We start from the raw sequence: 17,746 nt of genomic DNA, 5'->3' as shown, positions 1-17,746 counted from the left end.
GGGGGTGAAGCCGTTGAACAGGCGCCAAAAGGGGTTGTGCATGGCATCACTCCCGTTCGGCGAGGCGTGGAATGGCGGGCTGGTTGCGCTCCGGCCCCATGACCGAATAACCACCGTCCACGGCGTAGTCGGCGCCGGTGACGAAACTCGCCGCCGGCGACAGCAGGAAGGCGACCACCTGGGCCACCTCGGCCGGCTCGCCGAGGCGGCCGAGCAGATGGAAGTCGGCGGCGACGCGGTCGGCGTGGGCGCGATCGCCGCCACTGACCTCGGCGATCACCCGCGACCAGGTCCAGCCCGGCGACACCGAGTTGACGCGAATGCCGTCCGGCGCCAGGTCCAGGGCCATGCTGCGGGTCAGCTGCTTGAGCGCCGCCTTGGACACCGGATAGAGCCAGCGTCCGGTCTGGGCGTGGTCGGCGGAGATGGAGGTGAAGTTGACCACTGCGCCCTGCCGAGCCTTGAGGTCGGGGTGCAGCGCCTGGGCCAGCATCACCGCCGACACCAGGTTCACGTCCAACGCCTTGAGCCAGTCGCCGCGCGACGAGGCCTGGCCATCGTCGAGATAGGTGCAGGCGAGGTTGACCAGAAAATCCACCGCGCCGAAGCGCTGGTGAATCCCTGCCACCGCCTTGGCCAGGGCCGCATCGTCGGTCAGATCCACCGTTTGAAAGAAGGCGGCCGTGCCGAGCACCTCGGCACCGGCCGCGCCATTCGGGTCGATGTCCAGCAGCGCCACCCGAGCGCCAGCCGTGACCAGCACCTCGGCCACCGCCTGGCCGATCAGGGTGGCACTGCCGCTGATGACCGCCACCTTGCCTTCGAGGGAATGCAGACTCATGGCCTCACTCCTCGATGGATTTGCCGGCACTGGAAGCCCAGCTCGGCATCAGGGTGTTGGACGGCAGGGTCTCGTCGAGCAGCTTGTGTACCGTCTCGGCGCCTGCCACCGGCAGGCCCTTGGGATCGAGCAAGCCGATCTGCACCAGCACGCTGGCCTGGTCCCAATAGATGTGCTCGTGGTAGAGCTTGGGCCCGCGGAACTTCACCACCCCCAGCATGGGGATCTCGACATGGCGGCCGGTCGGCGCCACCCCGGGCAGCATCCAGTCGATGGCCTCGTCGTGGGTGAAGCTCATGATGAACTCGTCGACGATCTGCGAGGCGCCTACGGTGCGCGAGATCGGCGTGAGCTGCATGTCCTTGGGGTTGCCATGCACGAAGTGGTAGCGATAGAAACGCGCCAGTTCGCGATAGCCGACTCCGCCGGTCATGGTCGGGATATGGTTGACGTAGGGCTCGGGCACCATGGTGGCCATGGTCGCCGGCACGTCGCGGGTATCGAATTCGTGGCGGATATGTTCTTCCCACAACGCCGAGAGGTTGTAGTCCGGACCGATGGTCCGGCGCAGCGCGGCGATGGTGCGCTCGTGGGCCAGCAGGGCGGCCGGCTTGTGGTAGTGGTGGCCGGCGGGGCGGGCGAAGGCATGGTCGACACCCGGATAGACGTAACCCTCCGTACCGGGCCGCTCGGCCAGGGCCGCCAGGATGGCCTCCCGCGCTGGCGCCGGACAGAACTGGTCGGCTTCGGCGAAATGCAGCACCAGTCGCCCGCGCAGCCCTTCCAGTTCCCCCAGGGCCTTCTCGATGCCGACCCCGTAGTAGCCGACGGCACAGGCCACCGCGGGCAGCCGGCAGGCGGCCAGGTAGGCCAGCTTGCCGCCCAGGCAGTAGCCCACCACGCCGAGGCCGGCTTCGCTCACTTCGGGCAGGGTGCGCAAATGGTCGAGGGCGGCACCGATGTCCACCACCCCCAGATTCTCGTCGAAGGCCTGGTAATGACCGAAAGCCTTGTCGAAATCCTCGGGGGTGTAGCCCAGTTCGATACGTGGTTCCTGGCGCCAATAGAGATCGGGCACCAGCACGCTGTAGCCTTCCTCGGCCAGTTGATCGGCCACGGCGCGCATGGCTGCGTTGACGCCGAAGATCTCCTGGCACAGGACGATGCCCGGGCCGCGACCGTCGAGGGAGGGTGCGAAGTAGGCAGCGAAGGGGCCGGCGGGGGTCGGCACTTGAATGAAGGATCCGGTCATCGCGAGAGACTCCAGGTTGCTCAGGGCTGGAGCCATCTTCGGCGCGAGGAGCCAGGCAAGCTGTCCGCAGACTGCCGCGACCATCCCCTCGACGCAGCTAATTCAGCAGGCCAGGGCATAACGTGCGCGCTCCCCCTGAGCGCCGCCCGATTGCCGCGCCGTCCTGGCTTGGGCCATAGTGAGGCGTCGCTCGCCCTCGTCAGGAGCCTTCATGACGCAACGCACCATGCTGCTCACCGGCGCTAGCCGCGGTATCGGCCACGCCACGGTCAAGCTGTTTAGCAACCTCGGGTGGCGCCTGCTTACCGTGTCCCGGCACCCCTTCTCCGAAGAATGCGGCTGGCCGCAAGCGCGTGACGCCCATATCCAGGCCGACCTGGCCGACCTCACCCAGATCGACCGTTTGGTTGCCACCGTTCGCGAACGCTTGCCCAGTGGCAAGCTGCACGCCCTGGTCAACAACGCCGGCATCTCGCCCAAGGGCGCCGATGGCAGTCGCCTCGGCGTACTCGCGTCCGATGCCGAGACCTGGACCCATGTGCTCAACGTCAACCTGGTCTCCACCGCCCTGCTCGCCCGCGCGCTGCTGCCGGAACTGGAAGCGGCTCAGGGCAGCATCGTCAACGTCACCTCCATCGCCGGCTCGCGGGTCCATCCCTTCGCCGGCGTGGCCTATGCGGCATCCAAGGCAGGCCTGGCCGCTCTCACCCGCGAACTGGCCCACGAATTCGGCCCACGCGGCGTGCGCGCCAATGCCATCGCGCCCGGAGAGATAGCCACCTCCATCCTCTCGCCAGGTACCGACGGCCTGGTGGAAGCCGAAGTCCCCCTCAAACGCCTGGGTACCCCCGACGAAGTCGCCGAGACCATCTACTTCCTCTGCAGCGAACGCTCCTGCTACATCAATGGCGCCGAGATCCATATCAACGGCGGGCAGCACGTCTGACGGAGCACGTTCCCGCCGCCAGCGGACCAAACGCCTGGGATCAGGCCCCTGGTCGCAACCAGCGTCCAGGCCTTCCAAGGGTGATCTCGCGAGGTCGTATTTATCGACCCAAAATGTTATGTTATAACATATTTATGCATTCCCCTTTACTCCTACTACAGGGAATGCATTTCCTTCCATCGCTCCTCAACCGTGACAGCCATGACCGCCCAAACCGTCCTCCCTAGCAAGAAACTCCCCGTCACCGTGCTCTCCGGCTTTCTCGGCGCCGGCAAGACCACCCTGCTCAATCACATCCTCAACAACCGCGAGGGTCGCCGGGTGGCGGTCATCGTCAACGACATGTCCGAAGTCAATATCGACGCCGCCCTGGTCCGCGACGGTGGCGCCGAGCTGTCGCGCACCGAGGAAAAACTGGTGGAGATGAGCAACGGCTGCATCTGCTGCACCCTGCGCGAAGACCTGCTGCTGGAAGTGGAACGCCTTGCCCGCGACGGTCGCTTCGATCAACTGGTGATCGAATCCACCGGCATCTCCGAGCCGCTGCCCGTGGCCGAGACCTTCACCTTCGCCGGCGAAGATGGCCGCTGCCTGGGCGACGTCGCCCAGCTCGATACCCTGGTCACCGTGGTGGATGCCTTCAACTTCCTGCGCGACTACGCCTCCAGCGACTCCCTGCAATCGCGTGGCGAGTCCCTCGGCGAAGAAGACGAACGCACTGTGGTCGACCTGCTGATCGAGCAGATCGAATTCTGCGACGTCCTGGTGGTGAACAAGCTGGACCTGATCGAACCCGCGGACCGCGAACGCCTGCTGGCCATCCTGCGCAGCCTCAATCCCCGTGCCCGGTTGGAGTTGGCTAGCTTTGGCGCAGTCCCCTTGGAGCGCGTGCTGCAAACCGGCCTGTTCGACTTCGACGAAGCCGCCAAGGCCCCCGGCTGGCTACAGGAATTGCGTGGCGAACACACGCCCGAGACCGAGGAATACGGTATCTCCAGCTTCGTCTACCAGGCGCGCCGCCCCTTCCATCCCGAGCGCTTCTTCGCCCTGGTCGAGCAGGAGTGGCCAGGCGTGGTGCGTTCCAAGGGCTATTTCTGGCTGGCCAGCCACCCGGCCCACGCCGGCACCTGGTCCCAGGCAGGCGCCGTCGCCCGTCACGGCGTGGCGGGCCGCTGGTGGGCCGCGATACCGCTCGAGCAATGGCCAGACGATGAGGAGACGGTCGCCATCATCCGGGAGAAATGGCACGAAGGCGTGGGCGATGCCCGCCAGGAACTGGTGCTGATCGGCATGGACATGGACGAAGCCGCCCTGCGCGCCCGCCTGGACGCCTGCCTGCTCACCGACCACGAACTCGCCGCCGGTCCCAAGGCCTGGGTGACGCTGCACAACCCCTTCAGCGACTGGCCCCAGGCCTCCGACCCCCACTGAACCGAACCCTGCCAATGAACGCCATACTGCCCGACGTCTCCCTCAGCGAGACCGCCACCCTGCCCGCCGCCCTCGACTGGGTCGGCATGCAGGGCATCGACCTGCCCATCCGCCTCGCCGAATACGAGGCCAACGACCTCTGGCCGGCCAGCGCCGACATCCAGGTCGACCTGCCCTCGGCCACCGCCAAGGGTATCCATATGTCACGGCTCTACCAGTTGCTGGATCGCCTGGTCGAACCGCTCACGCCCGAGCGCCTGCGCGCGCTGCTGGCCGACATGATCACCAGCCACCGCAGTTGCGACTCCCGCGCCGCCCGCCTGCGCCTGGACTTCGCCCTGCTGGTCCGCCGCCCGGCGCTGGTGACACCCGGACTCAGCGGCTGGAAACGCTATCCCGTACGCCTCGACGCCAGCCTGATCAATGGCGTCTTCCAGCTCAGTGCCAGAGTCGAGATCGCCTACTCGTCCACCTGCCCCTGCTCCGCGTCCCTGTCCCGCCAACTGATCGAACGAGCCTTCCTGGACGACCATGGCGCTGAAGATGCCTTGAGCCCGGCGGAAGTCGCCACCTGGCTGCGCCAGCACGCCACACTGGCGACGCCCCACAGTCAGCGCAGCCTGGCGCGGGTCAGCATAGACCTCTCGCCAACCGCGCCCACCCTCGATCTGCTGCCCCTGATCGACCACTGCGAGACCGCCCTGGGCACTCCGGTCCAAACCGCCGTCAAACGCGCCGATGAACAGGCGTTCGCCGCCCTCAACGGCAGCAACCTGATGTTCGTCGAAGACGCCGCCCGCCGCCTGCTGCTGGCCTTGCGCGATAGCTACCGCAACCTGAACATCCACGTCCGCCATCTGGAAAGCCTGCACCCCCACGACGCGGCCGCCTGGGCCGGCACGAAGAAGGGCTAATCCCCACGGACGCTCGACGCAGCTGCTTCACGGCAAAGACGTTCAGGAATGGATTCAGATAGCCCCGCACCACCTCAAGCCCGGTAAAACCCAGCCGATAGCCAGGCGTAGCGCCAGTACACCTCTCCGCCAGCAGCGGAACAGGCGTCAACGGCAGCCATTCCTCACCACCAGGCCCCAGGCGGATCGCCCGTGTTCACCTTCGCTAAATGGACGTTTTCCCGTCGAACCCTCTGGCTGGGGTTGCTCGGCCTGCTGCTCGCCCTGGACTCGGCCCGCGCTGCGGACCCCGTCGCCACACCGCCGCTACGGGTCGGCGTCTATGTCACCGCGCCCTTCGTCATGACCGGCCCCTATGGCTACAGCGGCCTGGCGGTGAACCTGTGGAACGCGGTCGGGGCCAAGCTCGGGCGCAAGACCGAATTCGTCCGCGCCGCCTCCCTTCCCGAGCTGCTGGGCTCCGCCCGTAGCGGGCGCATCGACATCGCCGTCGCCAACGTCTTCGTCACTGCGGAACGCGCCCAGCAATTGAGCTTCACCCAACCCTGGTTCAACGGCGGCCTGCGTATCCTGGTCAACGAGGAACGTCAGATCGGTCCGCTGAGTCTGCTGCATGACCTGCACAAACTCGGCTATCTCACGAGCTATGCCTGGCTCGGTGCCGGGCTGCTACTCATCACCTTGCTGCTCACCCTGGTGGAGCGCCGACTCGACAAGGAATTTCCACCCCAATGGTGGCCGGGCCTGGCGATCAGCTTCTACCACGTCATGGCGGTGACCACGACCGGCAAGACCTCGCACAAGAATCTCTTCGGCAGCCTGGGCACCGTACTCGCCGCCCTCTGGATGGCCTGTAGCGTGGCGGTGATGGCCTATGTGACCTCCACCGTCACCAGCGTCATGACGGTCAACAGCATCACCAGCCGCATCAGCGGTCTGGGCGACCTGCCCGGCAAGCGCATCGGTGTCGAGGCCGGCAGCCTCTCCGAGGACCACATCGCCCGCCTCGGCCTCGACTATCGCGCCTTCACCGACCTGGACCAGGCAGTGAGCGCCTTGACCGCCCAGGAGATCGACGCCGTGGTCGACGACGCCGCCACGCTGGAGTACTTCGACCAACAGCATCCGACCCTCCCCATCCAGGTGGTCGGCAAGATCTTCGAGCCGCGCAAATACGCCTTCGCCCTGCCGCTGGACAGCCCCCTCACCCACGACGTGACCGTGGCCCTGCTGTCCCTGGAAGAAGACCAGACCGCGAGCAAGTTGCGCACCCAATACTTCGGTGCCGACAAGTGAGGCTCCACTGACCGCCTGTCAGCGGACAGCGTCGTCCAGGCAAGCTTCAGGCTTTACTGATGCGTGGCATTGTCTTAAAAACCGCTCTAGGACAGATATACCAGGAGAACCTTTCGATGAAGTCGCCTCTCACTGCTGCAGTCATTACGGTCCTGCTGAGCACCCTGGTCGCCGGCCCGGCGCTGGCGGAAAGCCCGACGGAAAAAAGCCTGCGCCAGGATGGGCGCGATGTCCGCAAGGACCTCAATCACGACGGCAAGGAAGCCGACCGCACCGACAACCACCTCGACAAGGAGCGGCACCGCGAGGACAAGAAGCTGGATAAGGAATACAAGAAGGCGCTGTAGTTGATCCTGGCAGCCCGCCCCTTGGGCGTGAGCTCGGCAAAAACCTTCGACCGTAGCCCCCGACGAGCAGCGCAGGATCTGCGCTGCAGAGTCCCAGCCAACGGTCGCCATCTGAAAGTCGGAGTCACCTCGCCGTTAAGCTTGATGATGGCTCTCGCTTTTCCGCGCATTGATATCCCATAGCTTCACGGCCTGGGCGATGGCACCCTCGATGACGGCCAGTTCGACGCCGTCCCGCGCCATGGGCGAGAGACCCAACAGAAAGCCTTCGAACAGCGCCGCTAGCGCATCCGCATCCGTACCTTCCGCGAGGTCTCCCCGCGCGATACCTCGCCTGATGCAAGAAAGCAGGCCTTCGCGGGTTCTGGCACGGGCTTGCCGCAGCGGCAGCGGAATGCTGGATTCTTCCTCCGCATAGCAACCCAGGGTTCCAAGCGCGACCAGGCAGCCTTTGGGCAAGTGCTCGTCACATTGCATGCGCGCCGACTGTGTAAGCGCCGCCTCGACCGCCTCCCTGGGCGCCAGCGCCTCGTCGAACAGGGGATCGTTCACCCGCCCATGGGTGGCCATATAGCGCGCGACTACCTCCTTGAATAGTTCCTCCTTCGAACCGAAGGCCGCATAGAAACTGGGCGCGGTGATACCGCCGCCAATGGCCGCCTTCAGCCGACTCAGGGACGTCGCTTCGTAGCCGTATCGCCAGAACAGCAGCATCGCCTCGTCGACGGCCTGAGTACGATCGAATGACCTGGGGCGCCCCAACTGAGCCATGACTGCTCTCCTCGATAACCAGCTTTATATACTAAACGATACAGGAATCATTGACCATGGCGCACATCGACTGCTTAGATATGTATCGAACAGTACATATCTAAGGAGATTCCGTCGTGACGTCGCCCCCCAACCCCGAGCGGCTTCCCGTGGCCGCTTTGCTGGCCCTTGCCATGACCGGCTTCATCTGCATCATGACCGAGACCCTGCCGGCAGGACTGCTTCCCGAGATCGCCCGAGGCCTCGCTGTCTCCCATGCGCTGGCGGGACAATCGGTGACCGCCTATGCCGCCGGCTCGTTGCTGGCGGCAATCCCCCTCACTCTTGCGACCGCACGCTGGCGCCGCCGCCGCGTGCTACTCGCGACCATCCTGGGCTTCCTGCTGTTCAATACCCTCACCGCGCTGTCCTCCAGCTATGTGCTGACGCTGATCGCCCGCTTCGCCGCCGGTGCCGCGGCCGGGCTCGCGTGGAGCCTGCTGGCGGGCTACGCCCGTCGCATGGTGGTACCGCGACTCCAGGGCCGCGCCATGGCCATCGCCATGATCGGTACCCCGGTCGCCCTTTCCCTTGGCGTACCTCTGGGAACCTGGCTAGGCGGTCTGCTTGGCTGGCGCCTGGCCTTCGCCGCCATGTCCGCGCTCACCCTGGGCCTGATCGTCTGGGTGGTGGCTAAGGTGCCCAACTATCCCGGGCAAACCGAAGGCCAGCGGCTACCCCTTCGCCAGGTATTCAACACCCCCGGCATCCGCGCCATCCTGGGCGTGGTATTCACCTGGATGCTGGCACATAACGTTCTCTACACCTACATCGCACCCTTCGTGGCCCAGGCCGGCCTTGGTGATCGCGTTGACCTGATACTACTTACCTTCGGCGCGGCGTCCTTGCTGGGTATCTAGATAACCGGTCGTATCGTCGATCACAGCCTGCGTCGGGCCGTCCTGGTGAGCCTGGCTAGCTTCGCCGCGATTTCGCTGATCCTGGGGCTGGGCCACGATTCGGTGACGGTGCAGTACCTGGGCGTCTTCGGCTGGGGACTGACGTTCGGTGGTGCCGCGACCCTGTTGCAGACCGCCCTGGCCGATACCGCGGGTACGGGCGCTGATGCGGCCCTGGCCATGAACGTGGTGACCTGGAACAGCGCCATCGCCGGCGGCGGAATCCTCGGCGGCGTGCTGCTGGACGCCCTCGGGCCGCACGCCCTGATCTGGGCCGCGCTCGCCCTCTCCCTGGCCGCTCTCGCCATCGCCAGCGCTGCCCACCGCCATGGCTTTCCCGCCGGCACCCGCGCGGCGGAATCACCCGTCCTCGGCCACTGAGCGCTGATTTTCTTTATCTAGAGACCGGAGTTTCCACCATGACAACTCCCCGCAGCCAAAGGGTGCTGGTCCTCGACGGCAGTCGCGATATCGGTGCCGCCATCGTCGGTCGCGTCGTCGGGGCGGGCCTGCAGATGACCGTTACCTACGCCACGTCCGCCGCCCGCGCCGACCGCCTCGCCAAGGCGGTCGGCGCCGGGCAGTCTGGCGAGCGTGTTCGGCACCTGCCAGTCGCGAGAATGGCGAAGATCGATCCACGGAACGCCATGTCGGGATGAACCTGCACAAGGCTGATCGGTAGAGTTTGCTGGATCCAGCCCAGGCCAGCAAACGTCCAGTGGACACCCGGGCATCGCGAAGGCCGGGGTCTGGAGCAAACCCTGTTGAGCTAGAGCTCCGGTTTGCCTTCGGCAGGGTAGCGGCGTAGCTACGTCGCACAAACTCATCGACTACTAGGTCAATGGGCCTGACTGGCATAGGCGTATTGCGTCGGCCCCTTGGCATGTCCCGGTCCGACGTCGCCATCCGCCTCGCAACAACCAACTCGCCTAGGCTCAGCAGGAAAAGGTCCGCGTCTGTTCGCTGAAGCTATGTAAAGGGGGCGTTGCTGAGCGAAGGATTCGCTCGTGATAAAAAGACGTGCATGATTCCCGCGGAATGCTTCAGGACGAAGACGGATGTCGATCAAGACCGTATTGCTGCGAACGCTCGGTTTACTAGCCATGGTGCCGGCGACACTGACGGCCATTTACTTCACTGCATTAGGCATGGCGTGGTTGATATCCGCCTTAAATCATCCTATTCGTAACTCCACAACCGCTTCGATAGTCATGCTTCTCGCGCTAGCAGCAGGCTGGGCAGGAATCATCAGCTCATGGCAGCTCTACTACCACTTTCTCAGATCAGACGTTCCACCCGTCTGGTGGCGACGAGCTATTGCAGGGCTCTTTTTGGGATATGGTGCATTACTAATGATCTTCTGCTTTTTGCCTAGCGGTTTTTCGTTCATACCCGTTTTCGTAGGCATACCTATGCTTGTGGCTTTAGTACTGCTGGGTCTGCTGATCAGCTCAAAGCCTGAGAGTGAATAGATATTGTCAGTACTGCTGCCGCTATCCTGTTCGGGTCTGGGAGGGAGCAGGCATTGCATCTCCGGCCTGGGAGGACTGCCTTCATGTCAGCATGACCTACGCCTGCGCTAGAATGGTTTGGCTGAATACCATCGAAAGCTTACGTCTTGCCGCTACGCATCACCGAGACCAATAGGCCCGGCCTGGCCAGCGCCAATATGCTTGACGAAGGACGCAGCATTGGAAGCCGAGGATGCACAACTGGCGCCTTGGTTCCGTGATATCCGGCGGGAAGCAGCCTTCGAAATCCTCGCTTCGCACGCAGCCAGCAGCAGGGACGCGTTGTGAATGACACCACTTGCGGGACTATCCGCGCGTTGGCGCGATCGCCAGCCCCAGGCCTTTGGCCGAATTTCTGAACCGCTCCAAGGTAGCTTCGAAACACCTGGCCTTTTAGCCGTCCAGCGGCCCTTGAAATTCGGCCCTACAGATAGCAAAAAGCCCCGTAAGGACGGGGCTTCGAAGATGGCGGAAGCGCAGAGATTCGAACTCTGGGACCCTTGCGAGTCGGCGGTTTTCAAGACCGCTGCCTTAAACCACTCGGCCACACTTCCGTAGGAGGGGCGCATAGTACCTGATGGCAACACACTGTCAAACAGTCGCAAGCGATCCTTAAGCAACATTTGCTATCTTCGGGGTCGTACGGTACATCACACCGTTAACTGAGCTTTGGAGTACACCATGAACGAGCGTCAATACGCCTACAACCCTGCCATCGCGCAACCGCGGGACGTCAGCCGTGTATTGCGCAACACCTACGCCCTGCTGGCCATGACCCTGGCGTTCAGCGGCCTGGTCGCCTTCGTCTCGCAGCAGATGCGGCTACCCTACCCCAACATCTTCGTGGTCCTGATCGGCTTCTACGGCCTGTTCTTCCTGACCGTGAAGACGCGTGACAGCGGCTGGGGTCTGGTCAGCACCTTCGCCCTCACCGGCTTCATGGGCTATACCCTGGGTCCGATCCTGAACATGTACCTGGGCCTGCCCAACGGTGGCAGCGTGATCGCCTCCGCCGCGGGCATGACCGCCCTGGCCTTCTTCGGTCTGTCGGCCTACGCCCTGATCAGCCGCAAGGACATGAGCTTCCTCAGTGGCTTCCTGATGGCGGGCTTCTGGATCCTGCTGGGCGCCGTGGTACTGTCGTTCTTCGTCCAGATCAGCGGCCTGCAACTGGCCATCAGCGCGGGCTTCGTGCTGTTCGCGGCCGCGGCCATCCTGTTCCAGACCAGCGCCATCGTGCACGGTGGTGAAGACAACTACATCATGGCTACCATCACCCTGTACGTCTCGATCTACAATATGTTCATCAGCTTGCTGCAGATCTTCGGATTCGCCAGCAACAACGATTGATCATCAGCGGTAGCCAAAAAGGCCCGCTTCGGCGGGCCTTTTTACATCCATGAAATTTGCCATCGTTGTCCTTTCTCCTCCCCAGGCGCCTGCGGCTCGCCGGGCCCTGCGCTTCTGCGAAGCCCTGCTGGCCGGGGGGCACGAAGTCTCGCGCCTCTTCCTCTACCGCGACGGCGTCCATAACGCTTCCCATGCCACGGTCAGTGGTCAGGACGAGCTGGACCTGCCCGGGCGCTGGCGTGAGCTGATCGAGCGCTACCAGATCGATGCCGTGGTCTGCATCGCCGCCGCCCTCAAGCGTGGCTTGCTGGATGAGAACGAAGCCCGCCGCTACGAGCGTGACGGCGCGATCAACGTGCGCGCGCCCTGGCAGCTCTCGGGCCTCGGCCAGTTGCATGAAGCCATTCAGGACGCTGACCGCCTGCTCTGTTTCGGAGGTGATTGAGATGGCCAAGAGCACCCTCGTCATCACCCGGCAGCCAGCGCTTGGCGGCTTAGCCCCACGCGAAGCCCTGGATATCGTCCTTGCCGGTGGCGCCTTCGAATTGCCTCTGGCCTTGCTGTTCGCCGGCCCAGGCGTGACCCAACTGCTGGCCGTCGACAGCGCCACGCTGGAGCAGAAGGACTTGAGCGCCAACCTATCCGCCCTGCCATTGTTTGGCGTCGAAGCCATCTATGCGGAGGCCGCGGCACTACAGCGCCTGGGCATCACGCCAGAGCAACTGCCTGCCTGGGTGACGCCGCTGGCGCCCGATGCCCTGGCAGCGTTGATCCATGACCATGATCAGGTGATTTCCATTTGACCACTCTGCACCTGTTTTCCCGCTCGCCTTTGACCGACCCCGCGGCCTTGGAAGGTCTCGCGGTGGTGCGTGGCGAGGATGTCGTCCTGCTCACCGGTGGCGCCGTCGAGGCCCTGCGCCCGGGTAGCTTCGCTGTCGAAGCCTTGGCCCAGTTGCCTAGCACCGTCCTCCTCTATGCCCTGGCGGAAGACGTCCAGGCGCGGCGGCTGCAGCCGGCACATCAGGCAACCCTGATCGACTACCCCTCTTTCGTCGACCTGAGCGTGGCCTGCGCCAAGGTCATCAGTTGGACCTGAGCATGCCCTCTATCGACCTCGACCCCGAAGGCTACCTCCGCGATCTCTCCCAATGGAGCCCGGAGGTCGCCCAGCAACTGGCGCTCAAGGAAGGCATCGAACTGACCGAGCGCCATTGGCAGGTACTCCAGGCGCTGCGTGATTTCTATGCCCAGTTCCAGCTGTCGCCGGCCAACCGGCCGTTGATCAAGTACATTGCCCAAACGCTGGGCCCGGAGCTGGGCACCAGCCTGCAACTCAATCTGCTGTTCAAGGGGGCGCCGGCCAAGCTCGGCGCCAAACTCGCCGGCCTGCCGAAACCGGATAATTGCCTATGACCTTCACCACGCCCGAAGAACACCCCTTCGCCGTCTATGTCCGGGCCCTGGGTAAGGGTAAGCGCGGCGCTCGCAGCCTGACCGAGACCGAGGCCGAAGCGGCCATGGGGCTCATCCTCGATGGCCAGGTCGAAGACGTCCAGCTCGGCGCCTTCCTCATGCTGCTCCGGCACAAGGAAGAAAGCGCCGAAGAACTGGCCGGCTTCACCCGCGCCGTGCGCGCGCGGTTACAGCGCCCGAGCTTCGCCGTCGATCTCGACTGGCCCTCCTATGCGGGCAAGAAGCGACATCTGCCCTGGTACCTGCTGGCCGTGAAGTGCCTGGCGGCCAGTGGCGTTCGTGTCGTCATGCACGGCGGCGGCACTCACACGGCGGGGAGGCTCTACACCGAGCAGTGCCTGGCAGATCTCGGCCTGCAGACGGCCCAGGACTGGCAAAGCGTCGGCGCCCTGCTCGACCAAGGCCAGCCGGCCTTCCTGCCGCTGGCCGCCTGGATGCCAGCACTGCAGCGGATGATCGACCTCAAGGCCCAGCTCGGCCTGCGCTCGCCGATCCACTCGCTGGTTAGGCTGCTCAACCCCAGCGGCGCGCGCTGCATCCTGCAGAGCATCTTCCATCCGGGGTATCAGGAGGTACATCGTGAGGCCAGTCGGCTGCTGGGCGACGACAGCATCGTCATCAAGGGGGAAGGTGGTGAGGTCGAGCGTAATCCCGACGTCATCGCCCATCTCTACGGGACCTGCGGCGGTGAAGCCTGGGACGAGAGCTGGCCGGCGCTGACCGAGCGTCGCCAGGTCAAGCCCGAGCAGCTCGACCCGGCTCTGCTGGCCGCTACCTGGCGCGGCGAAACAGAGGATGCCTATGGCCGTCTGGCGGTCATTGCCACCCTGGCCGTGGCCCTGCGTGCGCTCGGACAGGACCAGGCAAGCGCGCAAAGCGCCGCCGAACGTCTCTGGGAGGCCCGTAATCGCACGCTCTGACCGAGCGACAGGAACCCCGGAGCTGCGCCAGGGTTCCTAAGCCCATCGCAACGAGGATCACGACATGGGGTTATTGGTCGACGGACAGTGGCAGGACCGTTGGTACGACAACGGCAAAGATGGCCATTTCAAGCGGGAAGAAGCCCAGCGCCGCGACTGGGTCGCGCGTCCGCAGCAGCCCATCCCTGAAGGTGCCGAGCGCTACCCACCGGAAGCCGGTCGCTATCATCTCTACGTGTCCCTCGCTTGCCCCTGGGCCCACCGCACACTGATCTATCGCAAGCTCAAGGGGCTGGAGTCGCTGATCGGCGTCTCGGTGGTGAGCTGGCTGATGCGCGAGGAAGGCTGGACCTTCGATCCGGCGAATGGCTCCAGTGGTGACGACCTCTATCACCTCGAGCGCCTCTACCAGCTCTATCAGCGCGACCAGGCGGACTACACCGGCCGGGTGACCGTCCCGGTGCTCTGGGATCGCCAGGAAGAGCGTATCGTCAGCAACGAATCCGCCGAGATCATCCGCATGTTCAACGGCGCCTTCGATGAGCTGACCGGCAACCGCCTGGATCTCTATCCCGAGGCGTTGCGCGCGCGTATCGATGAGTTGAACGAGCGCATCTATCCTACCGTCAACAACGGCGTCTACCGTGCCGGCTTCGCGACAACCCAGGGCGCCTATGAAGAAGCGTTCGACGAGGTTTTCGCCACCCTGGACGACCTGGAAAGGCTGCTGCACACCCAGCGCTATCTCACCGGCGACTGGCTGACCGAAGCCGACTGGCGTCTGTTCACCACCCTGATTCGCTTCGACGCCGTCTACCACGGCCACTTCAAGTGCAACCTGCGGCGCATTCGCGACTATCCAGCACTACAGGGCTGGCTGCGCGAGCTCTACCAGTGGCCGGGGATTGCCGAGACCGTGGATTTCCAACATATCAAGCATCACTACTACGGCAGTCACGCGCAGATCAATCCGACCGGTATCGTGCCGAAGGGACCGGCCCTGGAGCTGGACCGTCCCCACGGGCGAGACGCCTTGCATGGCGCCGGGATCAAGGGAGCGGCCTGAGGAATCAGGCCGTCGTTTGAGCGCCTTCGAACCAGGCCAGCTTCTCTCTTAGCGCGACCACTTCGCCGACGATCACCAACGTCGGTGCGTGCACCTCATGCTGGGCGACCAACCGCGGCAGATCCTGCAGGGTACCGGTGAATACCCGCTGATTGCTGGTGGTGCCCTGCTGCACCAGGGCAGCCGGCGTCGCCGGATTCTTGCCATGGACGATGAGCTGCTCGCAGATGGTCGGTAGTCCGACCAGACCCATGTAGAACACCAAGGTCTGCCCTGGCGCTACCAGATCCGGCCAGGGTAGATCGGCCGAGCCATCCTTGAGATGACCGGTGACGAAACGCACCGATTGGGCATGATCCCTATGGGTCAAGGGAATGCCGGCATAGGCCGCGCAACCACTGGCCGCGGTGATCCCGGGCACCACCTGGAAGGGGATGCCTTCGGCCGCGAGTTCCTCGATTTCTTCGCCACCCCGACCGAAGATGAAGGGATCGCCGCCCTTGAGCCGCAGCACCCGCTTGCCCTCCTGGGCCAGCTTGACCAGCAGTCGATTGAGGTCTTCCTGGGGCACCGCATGCTCGGCGCGGCGCTTGCCGACATAGATGCGATCAGCATCGCGACGGCACATGTCGAGGATGGTCGGAGCCACCAGGCGGTCGTAGAGCACCACGTCGGCCTGTTGCATCAGGCGCAAGGCGCGAAAGGTCAGCAAATCGGGATCACCGGGACCGGCGCCGACCAGATAGACTTCGCCCCGGAAGGCTTCCGCCTCACTGGCCAGCTTGGCCTCGAGCAACTGCTCGGCCGCCTGGGGTTGGCCGGAGAAGACCTTCTCGGCGACCTCCCCCTGGAACACCTCCTCCCAGAAGATGCGGCGTGCCTGCAGATCGGCAAAGCGTGCCTTTACTCGGGCGCGGAAGCGTTGGGCCAATTGCGCCAGTTGGCCGTAGGTCGCCGGAATCCAGCTTTCAAGCTTGGCCCGCACCAGACGTGCCAGCACCGGAGCGTCGCCGCCGCTGGAAATGGCGATCACCAGCGGGGAACGATCGACGATGGCGGGGAAGATCACGGTGCACAGCTTGGGCGCATCCACCGCGTTGACCGGCAGCCCCATCGCCTGGGCGTCGTGGGACACCCTTTCGTTGACCTCGTCATCGTCGGTAGCGGCGATCACCAGGCAATGCCCGGCGAGCAGATCCGCCGCGTAGCGTTGGACCCGGCAACTGCCACCCTTCGCCTCGACGAAGGCGCGCACCTCCGGCTCGATCTCCGGCGCCACCAGGGTGATGCGAGCCCCGGCCTCGGCCAGCAGCACGCTCTTGCGCAGGGCGATGTCGCCGCCGCCGATCACCAGCACCGGCCGGCCGTCGAGCTTGTGGAAGAGCGGCAGGTAATCCATCAGCCGATGACCTCGATCCCACCCATGTAGGGCTGGAGCACTTCGGGCACGCGGATGCTGCCGTCGGCCTGCTGGTAGTTCTCCAGCACGGCGACCAGGGTACGACCCACGGCCAGACCGGAACCGTTGAGGGTGTGCACCAGCTCGGGCTTGCCGTCGGCGTTGCGGTAGCGCGCCTGCATGCGGCGCGCCTGGAAGTCACCGCAGTTGGAGCAGGACGAGATCTCACGGTACTTGCCCTGGCTCGGCACCCAGACTTCCAGGTCGTAGGTCTTGGTGGCGCCAAAGCCCATGTCGCCGGTGCACAGCGACAGCACCCGGTAGGGCAGCTCCAGGCGCTGCAGCACGGTCTCGGCGTGGCCGGTCAGTTCTTCCAAGGCCTGGAAGGAGGTGCTCGGCTCGACGATATGGACCATCTCCACCTTGTCGAACTGATGCTGGCGGATCATGCCGCGGGTGTCGCGACCCGAGGCACCGGCTTCGCTGCGGAAGCAGGGCGTGTGGGCAGTAAACTTCAACGGCAGGCGCTTGGCGTCGAGGATCTGGCCGGCCACCAGATTGGTCAGGGTCACCTCGGCGGTGGGGATCAGGTAGAGATCACTCTCGCCCTCGCGGCCGATCTTGAACAGGTCTTCCTCGAACTTGGGCAGCTGGCCGGTACCCTGCAGGGTCTCGGCCTGCACCAGGTAGGGAGTGTAGGTCTCTTCGTAGTCATGCTCGCCGGTGTGCAGGTTGAGCATGAACTGCGCCAGGGCACGATGCAGGCGGGCGATGGGGCCACGCATCACGGCGAAGCGGGCGCCGGAGAAACGCGCGGCGGTTTCGAAATCCAGCCAGCCATGGGCCTCGCCCAGGGCGACGTGGTCCTTGATGTCGAAATCGAAGTCCCGGGGGGTACCCCAGCGACGTACCTCGACGTTGTCGTCTTCGTCCTTGCCGACCGGCACCGAGGCATCGGGCAGGTTGGGCAGGCCCAGCAGCAGGGCGTCCAGTTCGCCTTGGACGCTGTCGAGCTCGCGCTTGGCTTCTTCCAGTTCGCTACCCATCCGATCGACCTCGGCCAGCAGCGGCGCGATGTCTTCACCGCGGGCCTTGGCCTGGCCAATCCCCTTGGAGCGGGCATTGCGCTCGGCCTGCAGGGTCTCGGTGCGGGTCTGCACCTCCTTGCGACGAGCCTCCAGCGACTCCACCAGACCGACGTCGAGGACGTAGCCGCGGGTCGCCAGACGTGCGGCCACCTCCTGGGTTTGGGTGCGAACCAGTTTCGAATCAAGCATGTCCGTGTCTC

19 protein-coding genes, 1 tRNA gene and 1 pseudogene are annotated in these 17,746 nt (G+C 64.6%); 15 read left to right on the top strand and 6 right to left on the bottom strand.

The genetic code is table 11. From position 1 onward, the window contains the following. Positions 1 to 46: 46 nt before the first annotated feature. Positions 47 to 841 (bottom strand): SDR family oxidoreductase, encoded by a 795-nt coding sequence (locus AR540_RS24310; RefSeq protein WP_059232520.1) that lies wholly within the window; start codon positions 839 to 841, stop codon positions 47 to 49. A 4-nt stretch (positions 842 to 845) separates the two neighbouring features. Further along, complete coding sequence (locus AR540_RS24305) at positions 846 to 2,093, bottom strand: dienelactone hydrolase family protein (RefSeq protein WP_059232519.1); 1,248 nt, start codon at positions 2,091 to 2,093, stop codon at positions 846 to 848. Between the two features lie 211 nt (positions 2,094 to 2,304). Here AR540_RS24305 and AR540_RS24300 point away from each other — a divergent pair, with 211 nt between their 5' ends. The 5 genes from AR540_RS24300 (at position 2,305) to AR540_RS24280 (ending at position 7,027) form a co-directional block, all read left to right on the top strand. Then, positions 2,305 to 3,039 (top strand): SDR family NAD(P)-dependent oxidoreductase, encoded by a 735-nt coding sequence (locus AR540_RS24300; protein WP_059232518.1) that lies wholly within the window; start codon positions 2,305 to 2,307, stop codon positions 3,037 to 3,039. Positions 3,040 to 3,240: 201 nt separating this feature from the next. After that, a complete protein-coding gene (gene zigA / locus AR540_RS24295) occupies positions 3,241 to 4,470 on the top strand; it encodes a zinc metallochaperone GTPase ZigA (protein ID WP_059232517.1) in 1,230 nt (409 codons plus the stop codon). A 14-nt stretch (positions 4,471 to 4,484) separates the two neighbouring features. Next, positions 4,485 to 5,384, top strand: a complete 900-nt coding sequence (gene folE2 / locus AR540_RS24290) for a GTP cyclohydrolase FolE2 (RefSeq protein WP_059232516.1) — start codon at positions 4,485 to 4,487, stop codon at positions 5,382 to 5,384. 192 nt (positions 5,385 to 5,576) lie between these two features. Continuing rightward, the gene (locus AR540_RS24285) at positions 5,577 to 6,680 is read left to right on the top strand and encodes a transporter substrate-binding domain-containing protein (RefSeq protein ID WP_153014308.1); all 1,104 of its coding nucleotides are present in this window, start codon (positions 5,577 to 5,579) and stop codon (positions 6,678 to 6,680) included. A gap of 116 nt (positions 6,681 to 6,796) precedes the next feature. Beyond that, on the top strand, positions 6,797 to 7,027 hold the full coding sequence (locus AR540_RS24280) for a hypothetical protein (RefSeq protein ID WP_059232514.1): 231 nt from the start codon (positions 6,797 to 6,799) through the stop codon (positions 7,025 to 7,027). 135 nt (positions 7,028 to 7,162) lie between these two features. Here the strand turns inward: AR540_RS24280 and AR540_RS24275 are convergent, their stop codons facing one another. Beyond that, positions 7,163 to 7,798 (bottom strand): TetR/AcrR family transcriptional regulator, encoded by a 636-nt coding sequence (locus AR540_RS24275; RefSeq protein ID WP_059232513.1) that lies wholly within the window; start codon positions 7,796 to 7,798, stop codon positions 7,163 to 7,165. A gap of 173 nt (positions 7,799 to 7,971) precedes the next feature. On the opposite strand from AR540_RS24275, the pseudogene AR540_RS24270 reads away from it, so the two are divergent. From AR540_RS24270 to AR540_RS25605, 3 genes and pseudogenes are all read left to right on the top strand, one after another. Beyond that, a pseudogene (locus AR540_RS24270) lies at positions 7,972 to 9,117 on the top strand (MFS transporter). Between the two features lie 38 nt (positions 9,118 to 9,155). Next, positions 9,156 to 9,395, top strand: coding sequence for a hypothetical protein (locus AR540_RS24265; RefSeq protein WP_059232512.1), 240 nt, complete (start codon positions 9,156 to 9,158; stop codon positions 9,393 to 9,395). Positions 9,396 to 9,794: 399 nt separating this feature from the next. After that, on the top strand, positions 9,795 to 10,208 hold the full coding sequence (locus AR540_RS25605) for a hypothetical protein (RefSeq protein ID WP_153014307.1): 414 nt from the start codon (positions 9,795 to 9,797) through the stop codon (positions 10,206 to 10,208). Between the two features lie 505 nt (positions 10,209 to 10,713). On the opposite strand, the gene AR540_RS24260 is transcribed toward AR540_RS25605, so the two are convergent. Beyond that, positions 10,714 to 10,801: transfer RNA gene (locus AR540_RS24260), tRNA-Ser, on the bottom strand. Between the two features lie 127 nt (positions 10,802 to 10,928). Between AR540_RS24260 and AR540_RS24255 the strand changes: the two genes are divergently transcribed. The 7 genes from AR540_RS24255 (at position 10,929) to AR540_RS24225 (ending at position 15,059) form a co-directional block, all read left to right on the top strand. Further along, positions 10,929 to 11,597, top strand: coding sequence for a Bax inhibitor-1/YccA family protein (locus AR540_RS24255; RefSeq protein WP_007162313.1), 669 nt, complete (start codon positions 10,929 to 10,931; stop codon positions 11,595 to 11,597). A 49-nt stretch (positions 11,598 to 11,646) separates the two neighbouring features. Continuing rightward, positions 11,647 to 12,042 (top strand): sulfurtransferase complex subunit TusD, encoded by a 396-nt coding sequence (gene tusD / locus AR540_RS24250; RefSeq protein ID WP_059232511.1) that lies wholly within the window; start codon positions 11,647 to 11,649, stop codon positions 12,040 to 12,042. 1 nt (position 12,043) lies between these two features. Next, positions 12,044 to 12,400 (top strand): sulfurtransferase complex subunit TusC, encoded by a 357-nt coding sequence (tusC, locus tag AR540_RS24245; RefSeq protein WP_059232510.1) that lies wholly within the window; start codon positions 12,044 to 12,046, stop codon positions 12,398 to 12,400. Then, complete coding sequence (gene tusB / locus AR540_RS24240) at positions 12,397 to 12,696, top strand: sulfurtransferase complex subunit TusB (protein WP_059232509.1); 300 nt, start codon at positions 12,397 to 12,399, stop codon at positions 12,694 to 12,696. Before tusC ends, tusB begins: the two co-directional genes overlap by 4 nt. A gap of 2 nt (positions 12,697 to 12,698) precedes the next feature. Then, positions 12,699 to 13,013: a TusE/DsrC/DsvC family sulfur relay protein gene (locus AR540_RS24235; RefSeq protein ID WP_059232508.1), complete on the top strand. Its 315-nt coding sequence runs from the start codon at positions 12,699 to 12,701 to the stop codon at positions 13,011 to 13,013. Further along, positions 13,010 to 13,993, top strand: coding sequence for a glycosyl transferase family protein (locus tag AR540_RS24230; protein ID WP_059232507.1), 984 nt, complete (start codon positions 13,010 to 13,012; stop codon positions 13,991 to 13,993). Before AR540_RS24235 ends, AR540_RS24230 begins: the two co-directional genes overlap by 4 nt. 64 nt (positions 13,994 to 14,057) lie before the next feature. Next, on the top strand, positions 14,058 to 15,059 hold the full coding sequence (locus tag AR540_RS24225) for a glutathione S-transferase family protein (protein ID WP_059232506.1): 1,002 nt from the start codon (positions 14,058 to 14,060) through the stop codon (positions 15,057 to 15,059). Between the two features lie 4 nt (positions 15,060 to 15,063). On the opposite strand, the gene cysG is transcribed toward AR540_RS24225, so the two are convergent. Together cysG and serS are read right to left on the bottom strand one after the other, a co-directional pair. Next, entirely contained in the window at positions 15,064 to 16,458 is a 1,395-nt protein-coding gene (gene cysG, locus AR540_RS24220; RefSeq protein WP_059232505.1) for a siroheme synthase CysG, read from the bottom strand. Next, complete coding sequence (serS, locus tag AR540_RS24215; RefSeq protein ID WP_059232504.1) at positions 16,458 to 17,735, bottom strand: serine--tRNA ligase; 1,278 nt, start codon at positions 17,733 to 17,735, stop codon at positions 16,458 to 16,460. Before serS ends, cysG begins: the two co-directional genes overlap by 1 nt. Between the last annotated feature and the right edge of the window lie 11 nt (positions 17,736 to 17,746).

It is taken from the genome of Pseudomonas sp. EpS/L25, assembly GCF_001512295.1.
GTDB lineage: Bacteria > Pseudomonadota > Gammaproteobacteria > Pseudomonadales > Pseudomonadaceae > Chryseomonas.
The sequence above is the reverse complement of the archived record's forward strand: the minus strand, read 5'-3'. Positions and strand labels throughout refer to the sequence as shown.

Excerpts from the sequence above, each read along its gene's own strand:
- AR540_RS24310 (WP_059232520.1), bottom strand. The coding sequence starts at position 841 with ATGAGTCTGCATTCCCTCGAAGGCAAGGTGGCGGTCATCAGCGGCAGT.
- cysG (WP_059232505.1), bottom strand. The coding sequence starts at position 16,458 with ATGGATTACCTGCCGCTCTTCCACAAGCTCGACGGCCGGCCGGTGCTG.
- serS (WP_059232504.1), bottom strand. The coding sequence starts at position 17,735 with ATGCTTGATTCGAAACTGGTTCGCACCCAAACCCAGGAGGTGGCCGCA.
- AR540_RS24225 (WP_059232506.1), top strand. The coding sequence starts at position 14,058 with ATGGGGTTATTGGTCGACGGACAGTGGCAGGACCGTTGGTACGACAAC.
- tusD (WP_059232511.1), top strand. The coding sequence starts at position 11,647 with ATGAAATTTGCCATCGTTGTCCTTTCTCCTCCCCAGGCGCCTGCGGCT.
- AR540_RS24235 (WP_059232508.1), top strand. The coding sequence starts at position 12,699 with ATGCCCTCTATCGACCTCGACCCCGAAGGCTACCTCCGCGATCTCTCC.
- AR540_RS24255 (WP_007162313.1), top strand. The coding sequence starts at position 10,929 with ATGAACGAGCGTCAATACGCCTACAACCCTGCCATCGCGCAACCGCGG.
- AR540_RS24275 (WP_059232513.1), bottom strand. The coding sequence starts at position 7,798 with ATGGCTCAGTTGGGGCGCCCCAGGTCATTCGATCGTACTCAGGCCGTC.
- AR540_RS24305 (WP_059232519.1), bottom strand. The coding sequence starts at position 2,093 with ATGACCGGATCCTTCATTCAAGTGCCGACCCCCGCCGGCCCCTTCGCT.
- folE2 (WP_059232516.1), top strand. The coding sequence starts at position 4,485 with ATGAACGCCATACTGCCCGACGTCTCCCTCAGCGAGACCGCCACCCTG.
- AR540_RS25605 (WP_153014307.1), top strand. The coding sequence starts at position 9,795 with ATGTCGATCAAGACCGTATTGCTGCGAACGCTCGGTTTACTAGCCATG.
- AR540_RS24265 (WP_059232512.1), top strand. The coding sequence starts at position 9,156 with ATGACAACTCCCCGCAGCCAAAGGGTGCTGGTCCTCGACGGCAGTCGC.
- AR540_RS24280 (WP_059232514.1), top strand. The coding sequence starts at position 6,797 with ATGAAGTCGCCTCTCACTGCTGCAGTCATTACGGTCCTGCTGAGCACC.
- tusC (WP_059232510.1), top strand. The coding sequence starts at position 12,044 with ATGGCCAAGAGCACCCTCGTCATCACCCGGCAGCCAGCGCTTGGCGGC.
- AR540_RS24300 (WP_059232518.1), top strand. The coding sequence starts at position 2,305 with ATGACGCAACGCACCATGCTGCTCACCGGCGCTAGCCGCGGTATCGGC.
- zigA (WP_059232517.1), top strand. The coding sequence starts at position 3,241 with ATGACCGCCCAAACCGTCCTCCCTAGCAAGAAACTCCCCGTCACCGTG.
- AR540_RS24230 (WP_059232507.1), top strand. The coding sequence starts at position 13,010 with ATGACCTTCACCACGCCCGAAGAACACCCCTTCGCCGTCTATGTCCGG.